Source organism: Lentzea sp. NPDC020367 (genome assembly GCF_044387305.1).
Classification (GTDB): Bacteria; Actinomycetota; Actinomycetes; order Mycobacteriales; family Pseudonocardiaceae; genus Lentzea.
Map to the genome: position 1 here is coordinate 35281 of NZ_JBIRVV010000026.1, position 13301 is coordinate 48581.

At 68.9% G+C, this 13301-nt stretch carries 13 protein-coding genes and 1 tRNA gene; 4 read left to right on the forward strand and 10 right to left on the reverse strand.

Features of this window, described 5'->3' with window-relative positions:
- Nucleotides 1-33 precede the first annotated feature (33 nt).
- A tRNA-His gene (locus ACH413_RS45595) sits at nucleotides 34-106 on the reverse strand.
- Between the two features lie 66 nt (nucleotides 107-172).
- Nucleotides 173-778 (reverse strand): oligoribonuclease, encoded by a 606-nt coding sequence (gene orn / locus ACH413_RS45600; protein WP_360048426.1) that lies wholly within the window; start codon nucleotides 776-778, stop codon nucleotides 173-175.
- 72 nt (nucleotides 779-850) lie between these two features.
- On the opposite strand from orn, the gene ACH413_RS45605 reads away from it, so the two are divergent.
- On the forward strand, nucleotides 851-2368 hold the full coding sequence (locus ACH413_RS45605; protein WP_360048424.1) for a helicase HerA-like domain-containing protein: 1518 nt from the start codon (nucleotides 851-853) through the stop codon (nucleotides 2366-2368).
- Here ACH413_RS45605 and ACH413_RS45610 read toward each other — a convergent pair.
- The gene (locus ACH413_RS45610) at nucleotides 2300-3565 is read right to left on the reverse strand and encodes an MFS transporter (RefSeq protein ID WP_360048423.1); all 1266 of its coding nucleotides are present in this window, start codon (nucleotides 3563-3565) and stop codon (nucleotides 2300-2302) included. The genes ACH413_RS45605 and ACH413_RS45610 overlap by 69 nt on opposite strands.
- A 71-nt stretch (nucleotides 3566-3636) precedes the next feature.
- Between ACH413_RS45610 and ACH413_RS45615 the strand changes: the two genes are divergently transcribed.
- Entirely contained in the window at nucleotides 3637-4572 is a 936-nt protein-coding gene (locus ACH413_RS45615; RefSeq protein ID WP_360048422.1) for a helix-turn-helix domain-containing protein, read from the forward strand.
- A 15-nt stretch (nucleotides 4573-4587) separates the two neighbouring features.
- Here the strand turns inward: ACH413_RS45615 and ACH413_RS45620 are convergent, their stop codons facing one another.
- The 3 genes from ACH413_RS45620 to ACH413_RS45630 all read right to left on the reverse strand — a co-directional run bounded on the left by ACH413_RS45620 (nucleotide 4588) and on the right by ACH413_RS45630 (nucleotide 6832).
- Entirely contained in the window at nucleotides 4588-6093 is a 1506-nt protein-coding gene (locus ACH413_RS45620) for a PH domain-containing protein (RefSeq protein ID WP_360048420.1), read from the reverse strand.
- Nucleotides 6090-6572, reverse strand: coding sequence for a PH domain-containing protein (locus ACH413_RS45625; RefSeq protein WP_396426113.1), 483 nt, complete (start codon nucleotides 6570-6572; stop codon nucleotides 6090-6092). The genes ACH413_RS45620 and ACH413_RS45625 overlap by 4 nt, the downstream gene beginning before the upstream one ends.
- 125 nt (nucleotides 6573-6697) lie before the next feature.
- A complete protein-coding gene (locus ACH413_RS45630; RefSeq protein ID WP_360048418.1) occupies nucleotides 6698-6832 on the reverse strand; it encodes a hypothetical protein in 135 nt (44 codons plus the stop codon).
- A 28-nt stretch (nucleotides 6833-6860) separates the two neighbouring features.
- On the opposite strand from ACH413_RS45630, the gene ACH413_RS45635 reads away from it, so the two are divergent.
- Nucleotides 6861-8096 carry a helix-turn-helix domain-containing protein gene (locus tag ACH413_RS45635; RefSeq protein ID WP_360048417.1) on the forward strand — a complete coding sequence of 412 codons (1236 nt, stop codon included), beginning with the start codon at nucleotides 6861-6863 and terminating at the stop codon, nucleotides 8094-8096.
- A 231-nt stretch (nucleotides 8097-8327) separates the two neighbouring features.
- Here ACH413_RS45635 and ACH413_RS45640 read toward each other — a convergent pair whose 3' ends face one another.
- The 3 genes from ACH413_RS45640 to ACH413_RS45650 are packed head-to-tail and all read right to left on the reverse strand — an operon-like array spanning nucleotide 8328 to nucleotide 11424.
- Complete coding sequence (locus ACH413_RS45640) at nucleotides 8328-9638, reverse strand: LuxR C-terminal-related transcriptional regulator (RefSeq protein WP_360048416.1); 1311 nt, start codon at nucleotides 9636-9638, stop codon at nucleotides 8328-8330.
- Nucleotides 9639-9667: 29 nt separating this feature from the next.
- The gene (locus ACH413_RS45645) at nucleotides 9668-11170 is read right to left on the reverse strand and encodes an AMP-binding protein (protein ID WP_360048414.1); all 1503 of its coding nucleotides are present in this window, start codon (nucleotides 11168-11170) and stop codon (nucleotides 9668-9670) included.
- Nucleotides 11171-11223: 53 nt separating this feature from the next.
- Nucleotides 11224-11424: a hypothetical protein gene (locus ACH413_RS45650; RefSeq protein WP_093599065.1), complete on the reverse strand. Its 201-nt coding sequence runs from the start codon at nucleotides 11422-11424 to the stop codon at nucleotides 11224-11226.
- Nucleotides 11425-11601: 177 nt separating this feature from the next.
- Here ACH413_RS45650 and ACH413_RS45655 point away from each other — a divergent pair, with 177 nt between their 5' ends.
- On the forward strand, nucleotides 11602-12789 hold the full coding sequence (locus ACH413_RS45655; RefSeq protein ID WP_360048412.1) for an FAD-dependent oxidoreductase: 1188 nt from the start codon (nucleotides 11602-11604) through the stop codon (nucleotides 12787-12789).
- Here ACH413_RS45655 and ACH413_RS45660 read toward each other — a convergent pair.
- Entirely contained in the window at nucleotides 12786-13259 is a 474-nt protein-coding gene (locus ACH413_RS45660; protein ID WP_360048411.1) for a MarR family transcriptional regulator, read from the reverse strand. The genes ACH413_RS45655 and ACH413_RS45660 overlap by 4 nt on opposite strands.
- Between the last annotated feature and the right edge of the window lie 42 nt (nucleotides 13260-13301).

The following is a 13301-nucleotide window of genomic DNA, read 5'->3' on the forward strand; positions in this document are numbered from 1 at the left end:
GGCCCCCGCGAGTGCGGAGGCCTTTCGACAAAGGGTGAGTGACGGGACTTGAACCCGCGACACCTGGGATCACAACCCAGTGCTCTACCGGCTGAGCTACACCCACCATTGCCAGTCGTTGACCGGCGAGGAAAGCATAGCAACGAGAGCTACCGATATTGAAATCAGGGGGTCATTCGGCGCTCTTCAGCAGGTCAGCGGCCACGGCCTGGGCCTGCTCGGACGACGGACCGGGCTGCGGCACGAACGCCGTCCGCCGGTAGTACGCGAGCTCCCGGATGGACTCGACGATGTCGGCGAGCGCCCGGTGCGCGAGGCCCTTGCCCGGCTGCGCGTAGTAGATGCGCGGGTACCAGCGCCGGCACAACTCCTTGATCGACGACACGTCGACCATGCGGTAGTGCAGGTGCGCGTCCAGCGCCGGCATGTCGCGGGCGATGAACCCGCGGTCGGTGGCGATGGAGTTGCCGGCCAGGGGAGCGGTCCGGGGATCCGGCACCCACTCCTTGATGTAGGCCAGCACGGCGGCCTCTGCCTCCTCCATGGAGACGGCGGACGCGCGCACCTCCTCGGTCAGGCCCGACTTGGCATGCATCTCCATGACGACGTCCGGCATCGAGGCGAGCACGTCGTCATCCGCGTGGATCACAATGTCCACGCCGTCGCCGAGCACGTTGAGCTCGGCGTCCGTGACCAGTGCCGCGATCTCGATCAGAGCGTCCTTGCCCAAGTCGAGTCCGGTCATCTCGCAGTCGATCCACACCAGACGATCCATCACGCCGGAAACATTACTGCGCGAGGGCTCAACTTCGAGTGGCGGCGTGCAGCAACCTGATTACGCTCCTCGTGCATGACGGCTCAAGCTGAGATCGCTGCCGGGTACGCGTCCGAGAGCGCGGCCATCGAACTCGGCGCCGTGCTGGTCGACGGCACCGTGGAGCCGACCGCTCACGTCCGCATCCCGTTGGCCATGGTCAACCGCCACGGACTCGTCGCGGGCGCAACGGGAACGGGCAAGACGAAGACCCTCCAGCTGCTCGCCGAACAGCTGTCCAACAACGGCGTGCCGGTGCTGATGGCGGACGTGAAGGGCGACTTGTCCGGTCTGTCGCAGCAGGGTGGCGTCAGCGACCGGACCACGGCCCGTGCCAAGGACACCGGCGACGACTGGCAGCCGCAGTCGTACCCGACGCAGTTCCTGTCGATCGGCACCGGCGGTCTCGGGGTGCCGCTGCGGGCGACGATCACGAGCTTCGGGCCGATCCTGTTGTCGAAGGTGCTGGGGCTGAACGACACGCAGGAGTCGACGCTCGGCCTGATCTTCCACTGGGCCGACAGCCGCGGCCTGCCGTTGCTCGACACCAAGGACCTGCGCAGCGTCATCCAGCACCTCACCAGCGACGAGGGCAAGGCCGACCTCAAGGGCATCGGCGGCGTCTCGAGTTCCACGGCGGGCGTGATCCTGCGGGCCCTGGTCAACCTGGAGGCGCAGGGCGGCGACAGGTTCTTCGGCGAACCGGAGCTCGACCCGGCCGACCTGATGCGGCAGCGCGACGGCAAGGGCGTCGTGAGCCTGCTCGAACTCGCGGAGCTGCAGGGCAACCCGGCGTTGTTCTCCACGTTCCTGATGTGGTTGCTGGCAGAGCTCTTCGAGACGTTGCCGGAGGAGGGCGACGTCGAGAAGCCCAAGCTCGTCTTCTTCTTCGACGAGGCGCATCTGCTGTTCTCCAACGCCTCCAAGGCGTTCCTCGACCAGATCACCCAGACCGTGAAGCTCATCCGGTCCAAGGGAATCGGCGTCTTCTTCTGCACGCAGCTGCCGACCGACATCCCGAACGACGTGCTGTCGCAGCTCGGCGCGCGCGTCCAGCACGCACTGCGCGCGTTCACGCCGGACGACCAGAAGGCGTTGGCGCGCACGGTGAAGACGTACCCGACGACGCCGCACTACGACCTGGAGAAGGCGCTCACGTCGCTCGGCATCGGCGAGGCGATCATCACCGTGCTCAGCGAGAAGGGCGCGCCGACACCGGTGGCGTGGACTCGGCTGCGGGCGCCGCGCTCGTTGATGGACACCATCGGCAACGACGCGATCAAGCAGGCGGCGTCCTCCAGCGACCTGCACGGCAAGTACTCGGAGACCGTCGACCGCGAGTCGGCCTACGAGCAGCTGATGCAGAAAGTCGCGCCACCGCAGGAAGAACAGCAGCAGGCCCCGGCTCCTCCTCGTCAGGAGAAGGAGGAACCGGGGATGGTCGAGAAGGTGCTGGGCAACAGCGCCGTGAAGTCGTTCCTGCGGTCAGCCGGCAGCGCCCTGGCGCGCGAGATCACGCGAGGTCTGTTCGGGACTTCGCGCAAGCGACGCTGACAGCACGGCCGCGCCGATGCAGAGGGCGCCCGCGACGTACCAGGCCAGGTCGTAGCTGCCCAGGTGGTCGCGGGTGAGCCCGGCCGCCGAGGCCGCGACGGCTGCGCCGAGCTGGTGCGACGCGAACACCCAGCCGAAAACGACGGGCCCGGACATGCCGAAGTACTGACGGCACAACGCCACGGTCGGCGGCACCGTCGCGACCCAGTCCAGGCCGTAGAAGATGATGAACACCAGCATCGACGGGTGCGCCGAGTCGCCGAACAGCTGGGGCAGCAGCATCAGCGAGAGGCCGCGCAACGCGTAGTAGCCCGCCAGCAGCAGCCGCGAGTCGACGCGGTCGGTCAGCCAGCCGGACGCGATCGTGCCCACGATGTCGAACACGCCGACCAGCGCCAGCAGCCCGGCGGCGGTCGTCGTCGGCATGCCGTGGTCGTGCGCGGCGGGGATGAAGTGCGTGCCCACCAAACCGTTCGTGGACGCTCCGCAGATCGCGAACCCACCGGCCAGCAGCCAGAACGGCCGGGTCTTCGCGGCGGTGGCCAACGCGGTGAGGGCACGCTTGGCCGCGCCGCCGGACGGTGGCGGGGGAGTGTCCTCGGTGGCGCCCAGCGGCAGGAGCCCCACGTCACGCGGGTACTCGCGCAGGAAGAACGCGGCCAGCGGCACGACCGCGAGCGCGGCGATGCAGATCACCAGCGACGCGTACCGCCAGCCGTAGGACTCGGACAGCCAGGCCACGGTCGGCAGGAACACCAGCTGGCCGGCCGCGCCACCCGCCGTCAGCACGCCCGTGACCAGGCCGCGGTGCCGCACGAACCAGCGACCGGTGATCGTCGCGACGAACGCCAGCGCCATCGAGCCGGTGCCGAGCCCGACCACGACGCCCCACAGCAGAACGAGCTGCCACGACGCGGTCATGAACACCGTCAGCCCGCTGCCGATAGCGACCAGCGTCAACGCGCAGGTCACCACGACCCGCACGCCGAACCTGTCCATCAGCGCGGCCGCGAACGGCGCGGTCAACCCGAACAGCAACAGGTTGATCGAGATGGCGAGCGAGATCGTGCCGGTCGACCAGCCGAACTCCGCCCGCAACGGCTCGATCAACGCTCCCGGCGCCGCGCGGAACGACGCGGCACCGACCAGGGCGATGAACGACACGCCCGCGACAACCCAGGCCCAATGCAGTCTCACGCCGACAAGGTTCGGTGATGGCGGATTCAGCGACCAGTGGCCCGATGGCCAACATGTGAAAGAATCAGGCCATGCACCGGATCGCCGTTCTCGCGCTGGAGCAGTCGGTCGCGTTCGACATCGGCAGCTCGACGCACATGTTCGCCCGGCTCAAGGACCGCTACGAGGTCGTCGTCTGCTCGCCGGACCGCCGCCCGATCCCCACCAGCGGCGGCTTCACCATCGCGCCCGAGCACGGCTTGGAGGTGCTCCAAGACGCGGACACGGTGCTCGTGCCGGGCACCCACTACAAGCCGGCACGCGAGGGCCGGCTCGAACCGGCGGTGCTGGAGGCGCTCACGACGACCAACGCGCGCCGGATCATGTCGATCTGCACGGGCGCGTTCGTGCTCGCGGCCGCCGGGCTGCTCGACGGCAGGCCAGCGACCACCCACTGGGGCACCACCGACGAGTTCCGCGCGCTCTACCCGAAGGTGCGGCTCAACCCGGACGTGCTGTTCATCGACGACGGCGACATCCTCACGTCGGCGGGCGTCGCCGCGGGCATCGACCTCTGCCTGCACGTCATCAGGTCCGACCACGGCAGCGAGGTGGCGAACTGGATCGCCCGCTACTGCGTGGTGCCGGCGTGGCGGCAGGGCGGGCAGTCCCAGTTCGTCGACCGCCCGGTGCCCAGCTACCCGGACACCTCCACGGCGCTCGCCCGCGAATGGGCCTTGGAACGCCTCCAAGAACCGCTCGACCTCGCCGCGATGGCCACGCAGGTGCGGATGAGCGTGCGCACCTTCACCCGCCGGTTCCGCGCCGAGACGGGGATGTCGCCGGGCCAGTGGCTGACGCAGCAGCGCGTCGACCGCGCCCGGCACCTGCTGGAGTCCACCGACCTGCCGATCGACCAGGTCGCGAACCACGCCGGTTTCGGGACGGGAGCGGCGCTGCGCCAGCAACTGGCGGCGTCGATCGGGGTCTCGCCGAGCGCGTACCGTCAGACTTTCCGCTCGGCGTGACCCTCCACAAAGGAACTACTCGTCGATCAGGAACGGCCGCAACAGGTCCGGCACGGCCTCGTCGGCCAGCGCCAGTCCGTCGGACTCGCCGACGTCCGTGACGTGGTAGACGCCCGCACCCGCCGCGGTGGTCGCGCCGATCGTCACCAAACCGCTGCGGCGCTGGAAGAACGACCGGTGGATGCGCCACCCGATGATGCCGGTGCGCTGCAACGCGACAGTGCTGCGCACGAGAGAGTTGTTGCGCGTCACCAGATAACGCTCGTCCAGGGCGTTGCCGAGCGAGCGGTAGTTGTCCCAGCCGACCAGCGCGGCGAACGGGAGGATCGCCACCGGGATCGGCCACGCCCACGACGGCGCGAAGACCGCGAGGCCGACCGCGATCACGATCCACGGCATGGTGTGCCGGACCATGCTGCGGCGCAACGCGGCGAACGGGTGCTTGCGCAGCCGCAGCGTCGTCGGGTCGTTGCCGACCTTCAGCACGTCCCGCGACACCTGGTGCGCCACGGACAGCGGCGCGGGCGGCAGCAGCAGGTTGCTCTCGCCCTTGGAACCGAGGCCCGTCGTCACGGCCGCGAGCTTCGCGCCCTTGCCGGCGCGCACCAGCAGCGATTCCTGGATGTCGACGCCGCGAAGACGTTGCTCCTCCACCGAAACCGAGCGGGTGGTGAGCAGACCCCGTTGCACGCGCAGGGTTCCGTCCGGCTCGCGGGTCAGCTGGTAGTTCCAGAACTGCAGGATGTACAGCGGGATCGACAGCACGAGCCCGAGGACGGCCAGCACGACCAGGAACACGGCGAAGAGCGCGAGGCTGGGGTTCTCGAACAGCCACTCCCACAGGTCCTGCACCGGGTGCAGGCCGAGGTCGTCGGCGTAGTTGGACAGCACGCCGAACACCGCGCCGATCGCGACGAGACCCGACAACGACAGCGGCGCGAACTTCAGCCACTTCAGGTCGAGCTGCGAGATGACCTCGGACTCGGGCAGCGGAACCGGTTCCGCGTTCTCGCCCTCGGCCACAGCCTTGGGCGCGACTCCCTTCTGCAGCAACAACAAGCGCAGCCGCTCGGCCTCCTGCTGCGTCACGGCGTCGAGCGTGAGGCCGTCCGTGCCGGGGGCGTCCTGCTGCCCGGTGCCGATCCGGACCGCCGACAGCCCGAAGATCCGGTGGCCCGGTTTGGACGTGAGGTCGACCGTCCTGATGCGATCACGCGGCACCGCGAGCTGCTTGCGGGTCAGCAGACCCGTGTGCAGCTCGACCTGGTCGCCGGTGATGCGGTATTTCGTGGTGCGCCAAATGAGATAGCTGAACGCGAGGATCGCCGCGACCGTCGCTCCGGACGCGATCAGCCGCCACTTCTCGCCGTTGCCGGTGAACAGCAGCACGAGGATCGGCACCAGCATCGCGATGCCCTCGTTGAGCGGCCGCACGACCAGCATCCGCACGTGCAGGCGGTGCCATTCCTGCAGCGGCTCGGTGAACTCCGGCGCCGCGGGCAGCTCGGCGGGGGTGGTCACGTGGCATCACCCGGCGTGGCCTGCGTCGTGTTCGTCAGTTCCACCACGAGCCTCTGCGCGACCTCGTGCTCCAGGCCCTCGATCTCCACGGGACCGGCGGCCGACGCCGTCGTCACCGTGACGGTGGACAGGCCGAGCAACTGCTGGAACGGCCCGCGTTTCGTGTCGATCGTCTGGATCCGCGAGACCGGCGCGACTCTCCACTCCTGGTTCAGCCAGCCGGAGAGGGTGTAGACGGCGTCCGGCGTGGTCTCCCAGCGGTGGACGCGGTAGCGCCAGCTCGGTTCGACCGCGGTGTGCACGACGCCGACGACCAGCGTGGCGATCATGAGCACCAGCTCCCACGTGGGCGGGTTGCTCACCAGCAGGAACACGATCAGCTGGGGCACGAAGAGCACGAGCCAGAACACGGCGGCCTGCATCGTCCACAGCAGGACGGACTTCGGACTCACCTGGTGACGAGGCGTGCGCAGTTGCAGAGTCACCCCACAAGGGTGCCTCACCGGTACCTGGTGGTGTGGTCAGGTGCGTCAATTGGTGTGTCGGTGGCCGGGGTGGTCCCGCTTGCGAGGGAGGCGGGACCACCCCGGCTCAGACGATCCGATCAGGGCCGGGCGCAGTACGGGGGAGTGAAGCTGCTGTCGTGCTCGTCAGCCGAGGCCGCGCCCGACATCGCCAGCAGTGCCCCCAAACTGAGGATCACGGCCGCGACGGTTCGAGCGATAGTGTTCAACTTCATTAAGGGGCTCCTTCGATAGGTGGCGGCCGTGGATGAGGGCAGGAAGTCGTTGACGAGGTTCGGTGCGCGGTTGCGGGCGGTCCGGCTGCAACGTGGTTTGTCGCAAAAGGACCTCGCGTGCCCCGGCGTCTCGATGAGCTACGTGTCCCGGCTGGAGTCCGGCGAACGGGTGCCGTCGCCCACCGTCGTCCGCAGGCTCGCCGAGGTGCTCGGCGTCGACCCGTCCGAGCTGATGGTCGACGAGGACCGCACCGCGATGCAGGACGAGGCGCTGGCGTGGTGCGAAGCGCTGCTCGCGTACCACGACGGCGACCTCGTGATGGCCGTCGATCTGCTGGAAACGCTGGGAAAGCGGTCCGACGAGGAGATGTTCGGCTGGTGCGTGCGCTGGACGCGCCTGGTGATGCTCGCGCGGCAGCGAGACCACGAGGGTCTGCTGCTGGCGGGGGCGAAGCTGCGCAAGTCGTGGTCTCCCGGTCCGGCGGTGGACGCGCTCGTGGAGATCCTGCGCGCATCCTCGTTGCGGCGCCTCGGCCGGACGGCCGAATCCGTGAAGGCCGCGACCGAAGCCGTCGAACTGTCGAACGGCGAAGGCGACCGGGTGCGTCGCGTCCACACGCGTGCGCTCATCGCGTTGTGCGCGGAGCTCACCGCGGCCGGCCGCCTGGCGGACGCCGAACAGGTCGTGGACCAGCTTTCCGCGCGGCTGCCCGAACTCGGCCGCGACCGGCTCGCGATCTCCACGTGGTGGGTGCGCGCCAAGGTCGCGGATCGCCTGGGAGACCGGATGGAGGCCGCGCACTGCATCCGCGAGGCCGTCGCGATGCTGGACGACTTCGACGGCGATCCCGAGTACCGCTGCCGCGTCCGCCTGGCCGGCGCGTCCATCACGCTGCGCACGCCGGGAGCGAACCTCGACGACGTGGTCGCGTTGCTGGACAAGGTGGAGACGACGGTCGCGGCCATGCGCCGCCAGGAGAACCTGCTCGCGCACGCCCGTGCGCTGCGGGCGGAACTGGCGCTGCGCGACGGCGAGGTCGACCGGGCCCGCGAACTGGCGGAGGTCGCGCTCGCGACCGGCCAGCTCGACGCCGAGCAACAGCTGCGGTGCCACCTGCTGCTCGTGCGGGCGGCGGACGAGGTCGACGCGGACGGCGGCGACGCGCGCACCGCACTGGCCGCGATGCTCGAACACATCAACCCCGAGGCCGTCGACCCCCTGCTGTGGCGAGACGTGGCACGCATCGCGCTGCGCAAGCACTAGCCCGGCGTTCGGGCGGCGTTGCCTCGTCATGACCGCCCCTCGCTCGTTAACTGGACACCTTGTTAACGGAGCATGACACAGACCAGTTACCCATCACATCACCCAATTACACCGCGTGAACATGGGTAAAACACCCGGGAACCGGCAGTTCCCGGTCAGCGACAAGCGACCGAACGGGCGATGGCCCGCCTGTCCGGTCGGCCCAGTTGTCAAGGGGTTGACAGCGAATGACTAGCTGGTGGTGAGGTTCATCCACCAGACGATGGCACCGGCGCGGCCGTTGACGTCAAGCGTCGTGTAGATGCGCTGGAGGTGGTTCTGCACGGTCTTGGGGGACAGGCCGAGTGACTCCGCGATCATCGCCGTGCTCGCTCCGGCGGCCACGAGTCGCAGCACCTCGATGCCGCGTTTGGTGAGTCCCGCCCGCAGGGCGCGGGCGATCCGGGTGTTCGTGTGTTCCGCGGTACCGGTTTCGTGCAGCTCGCCCGCGTTCGGGACGCGCACCACGGTGTCCTCCCGCTTGGGCTCGAAACGCCTGTGCGCCAACTGTTCCACCAGTCGTGACGACAGGTCGTGCTCGCGCATCCGCAGCAGATCGCGGCCCTCCTGCAGTTCCCACAACCGGTATTGCTCCAGCTGCAGCCGCGCGTGCCGCAACGCCCGTTCCAGATCGCCGGCTCGTTCGTGCGCCTCGCTGAGCTGCTGGTGCGCGTGCACCGCCACTTCCCGTGCCAGGCAGCTCATCGCGAGTTCGGCGGCCTGGGTGAGCTGGGCGATCTGCTCGGGGTAGCGCGCCCGCGCTCCACTGAGGCGTGCCCGTGCCATCAGCGCCTCCGCCCGCGCCACCGGCCGGTTCCTTCCGGCAAGCAACTGGTCAGCGCGCTGCCAGCTGCGGTGTGCGCGGTCAAGTTCACCCAGATCGATGCGCACGTGTGTCAGCAGGACGTTGACCATCGCCATCCGCACCGGGTCGCCGAGCGTCTTCCACCGGTCGCGCACCTGAGCGCACAACGCTTCCGCGCGGCGGATCTTGCGCACGCACGGCTCACCGTCGAGGCTGCAGCGGTTCTCCTCGGTGCGGATCATGCAGTGCTCGTGGTACTGCATGCGCATCACCCGTGCCTGTTCGAACAGCACCGAGCCGATCAGCTCGTTGTCGCCGGTGAGCTCCGCGAGACCCAGCGCGCGGGCGAAGGAGTGGAAGCTCCGCTCCCGCGAGTCGAGCCGCAGTTCCACCACAGCACGGGAAAAGCTGCAGCGCGCCTGGAGTCCGATGTGGCGGTTCGCCGCCGCGATCTCCTGGACCTTGTCGATCGTGTCGAGCGCGCTGGGCCACAGCCCCCGTTTGCCGAGCGCCACCGACTGCGCCAGCACGCCCTCCGCGACACCCTCGACGTCGTCCAGCCACGCGAACGCGGCCACCGCCTTCTCCGCGTACTCCAACGCCTCGCCCGGCCTGCCCTCGTCCAGGGCGATACGTGCCTCGCGCAGGTTGTGCACGGCGTTGGAACGCGGATCCGCGGTCCTGCCGGGAACCGTCATGGTGAAGCCCCCTCATTCGGAGGCTGACTCTAGTGGTGATCTCGCAATTGACGTTTCAACACTTTTCCGGCTGCGTTGCGCGGCAACTCGTTGACGAAGAAAACATCCCGGGGAACGGAGTATCGCGCCAGATTCGCCTTCACGTGTTCACGTATGTGTTCGGCCGTCAGGGTTTTTGCGCCGACAACGAAAGCCGCCAGACGCTGGCCCCACTCGTCGTCCGGTACGCCGAGCACCGCGACCTCCGTGACGCCGTCCAGCGTCGAGAGCAAATCCTCGACGTCGTGCGGGTAAACGTTTTCACCGCCTGACACGATCATCTCGTCGTCGCGTCCTGCCACGAACAGCAGGCCGTCCTTGAGATAACCGAGATCGCCGGTCGACATCAGGCCGTCCAGCGATTCTTTGCTGGTGCCGTTGGTGTAGCCGTCGAACAACATCTCGTTGCCGACGAAGATGCGCCCGGTCTCGCCCGGTGTCACCGGCTTGCCCTGATCGTCCACAATGGCCAGTCTGGTGCCGAGCGGAGGCTTGCCCGCCGTGCCCGGTTCGCGCAGCATCTCCTCCGGTGTCGCGATGCTCGCCCAGCTCACTTCCGTTGAGCCGTAGAGGTTGTAGAGCACCGGACCGAACTCCTGCAACGTGCGGGCCGCGACGCGGGGCGGCAGGGCGGAGCCGCTGGAGGCGATGATCCGCAGGTTCGGCCGGTGCGAGACCTCCAGCATGCGTTGCAGCATCACGGGAACCACGAACATCGCGGTGCACCTGTCGGCGTCCTTGAGCGCCTGCGCCGGATCGAACCTGCGCCGCAGCACCAGGGTGGCGCCGAGCACGAGCCCGAGCTGGAACGCGGCGAGGCCCCAGGCGTGGAAGAGCGGGGAGGTGATGGAGATGACGTCGCCGTGCTTGAGCGGGATCCGCGACAGCAGCGCGGCGGCCGGGGCGAGGCTCGCGGGTTCCGGCCTGCGGGCGCCCTTCGGCGTGCCGGTGGTGCCGGAGGTGAGGATGATCAGCCGGCCGCGCGGAGGCCTGCGGGGCAACGAGGTCGTGGGCCCGTTCGCGGTCAGCGACTCGAGCTCGTCGGTGAAGAACACCGGGATGTCCGCGGGCAGCGCGTCGGCGAACTCGCGGTCGGCGACGATCCTGCCGATCTTCTGGTCCTGCGCGACCTGGGCCAGTTGTCCTTTGCTCAGGCCGGTGTTGAGCAGGACGGCGTCCGCGCCGATCTTCGTGCAGGCGGTCATCGTCTCGATGAAGGCGCGGCCGTTGCGGCACAGCAGGCCGACGCGCTCCTTGGGGCGGAAGGCGTGCGCGAGCCGGCTGGTGCGCTCGTTCACTTCCGCGTACGTGAGCATGCCGTCGTCGTCGACGATCGCCGCACGGTCCGGGTGCCGTCCCGCGCCCGTCTGGAAGCCCCACGCCAGCGTGATGTCCCACTGCAGATACCCGCGCACGGTGCCGGAGAGCCCGCGCGGGCCCAACGGCCGGATCACTCCGGCTTTGACCAGGGTCAGCAGCACGCGGGTCACCATGCGACCCACTCTGCCATCTACCTACTAGCGAGTAGGTAGCGGTGTGACGGCGGTCACATGTCGGTGTTGGACGCGCTCACGACCGCATCGCGCAACGCCGCTCGCAGGCGGCCGACTTCCAGTGGTGTCAGCACGGCGGCCTCACCCGGTGGCACGGTAATCACTATGTGCCCCTGGCTGACGAACACCGTCATGTCCCGTCGGCGCGAAGCGATGTCGCGGCAGCTCACCTGCCACTCCTCTTGGGCTCCCACGGGTTTCTTCCTCCAGCTACCTCGGCGCACCGGCCCGGTGATGCCGGTGCTCGCGTCAGTAGAGACGCGCGTCACCGTCGGTCATGACGAAGGTTTCGCGTTCTCCGTTCAGCGACCGCGCCGAGCTGCGGATAGCGTCGCACGTGGGATGAGACTTGGTCACCTGGAGGGGTGAAAATGGCGGAACCGCAACGGATCGTGATCGTGGGGACTGGCCTCGCCGGTGCCTCCGCAGCCGGCGCGCTCCGAGACCGCGGCTACGGCGGCAAGATCACCATGTTCGGCACCGAGCACCACCGCCCGTACGAACTTCCCGCGCTGTCCAAGGACGTGCTGCTCGGCAAGGCGGCCGAACCCGCGTGGGTGCACGAGCCGAGCTTCTACTCCGACAACGAGATCGACCTCCAGCTCGGCGTGTCCGTGCTGGAGCTGCGGCCCGGCGATCACACGATCGTGGACTCGGATGGAGCAGTGCGCCCCTACGACCGGTTGCTGCTCGCGACCGGATCGCGCCCGCGCGTTCTGCCTGGCGCGCAAGGACATGTGCTGCGCACGCTGGACGACTCGCTGGCGCTGAAGTCCGCGCTGCTCGAGGGCAGGCACGTCGTGATCGTCGGCGCGGGCTGGATCGGGTGCGAGGTGGCGTCCGCCGCTCGCACGCACGGCTGCCGCGTCACGGTGGTCGACCCGCTGGCCGAACCGCTGCTGCGCGTGCTGGGTGCCGAGATGGGCGCGATGTTCCGCGGCCTGCACACCGAGCACGGCGTGGAGTTCAAGCTGGGCACCGGTGTCGCGGGCTTCTCGCCGGCGGGCGTGCGCCTGGACGACGGCACCGAGCTGCACCCGGACGTGACCGTGCTGGCCGTGGGCGCGACACCCCGTCTCGAACTGGCCGAGGCCGCCGGTCTGGAGCTGGCCGAGGGCGGCGTCGCGGTGGACGCGCTGCTGCGCACGTCCGCGCCCGACGTGTTCGCCGCCGGCGACATCGCGGCGCAGGAGCACCCGCGCTACGGCCACCGGGTCCGCGTCGAGCACTGGGCGAACGCGAAGGACCAGGGCACGCACGCGGCCGGACCGCTGATCGGGCTGGACGAGCCGTACCTGAAGTCGCCGTACTTCTTCACCGACCAGTACGACCTGGGCATGGAGTACCGCGGCCTCGCCGGGCCGGACGACGAACTGGTCGTGCGCGGCGACGTGGCCGCGCGGGAGTTCATCGCGTTCTGGCTGCGCGACGGACGGCTGCGGGCGGCCATGAACGTCAACGTCTGGGACCACGGCACGGCGTTGAAGGCGCTGGTGGACGCGCAGGCGACCGTGACGGCGGAGCAGCTGCGAGAGGCAGACCTGGGCTCTCTCGTCTAGATGCAGGAGCCGTGCATCGGGCCCTCGCCGCGCGAGAGGTCCTGCAGGGCCTTGCGGATGATCGCCATCTCCTCGGCGGTGAAGCGGGAGTGGAAGGCGCGTTCGACTTCGGCGAGCGCGTCACCCGCCTCTTTCTGCAGCTCCCGGCCCTTGTCGGTGATGATCGGCGTGCGCACGCGCCGGTCGCTGGGGTCGGGCACGCGCATGACCAGACCGATCCGCTCCAGCTTGTCGAGCTCGCTGGTGAGCGTGGTCTTGTCGAGGCCGAGCATCGCGCCGAGCTTGAGCTGGGTGCGCATGGCCTCCTCGTTCGCGAGCGCGCCGAGCACCAGCTGACCGCGCAACGAGATCCCGAACTTCGCGATCTCTTCGGCGTACGCCGCGCCGACGCGCTGGGTGGCGCGGTGCAGCAGCCAGTTCAAATCCCACTTCTCCAAGCAGGCTTCGACGAGTTCCGGCTGCTCCTCCATGTGTCCCATCCTACATCCCGAAGGAGATGTTCTTAGCTCGGA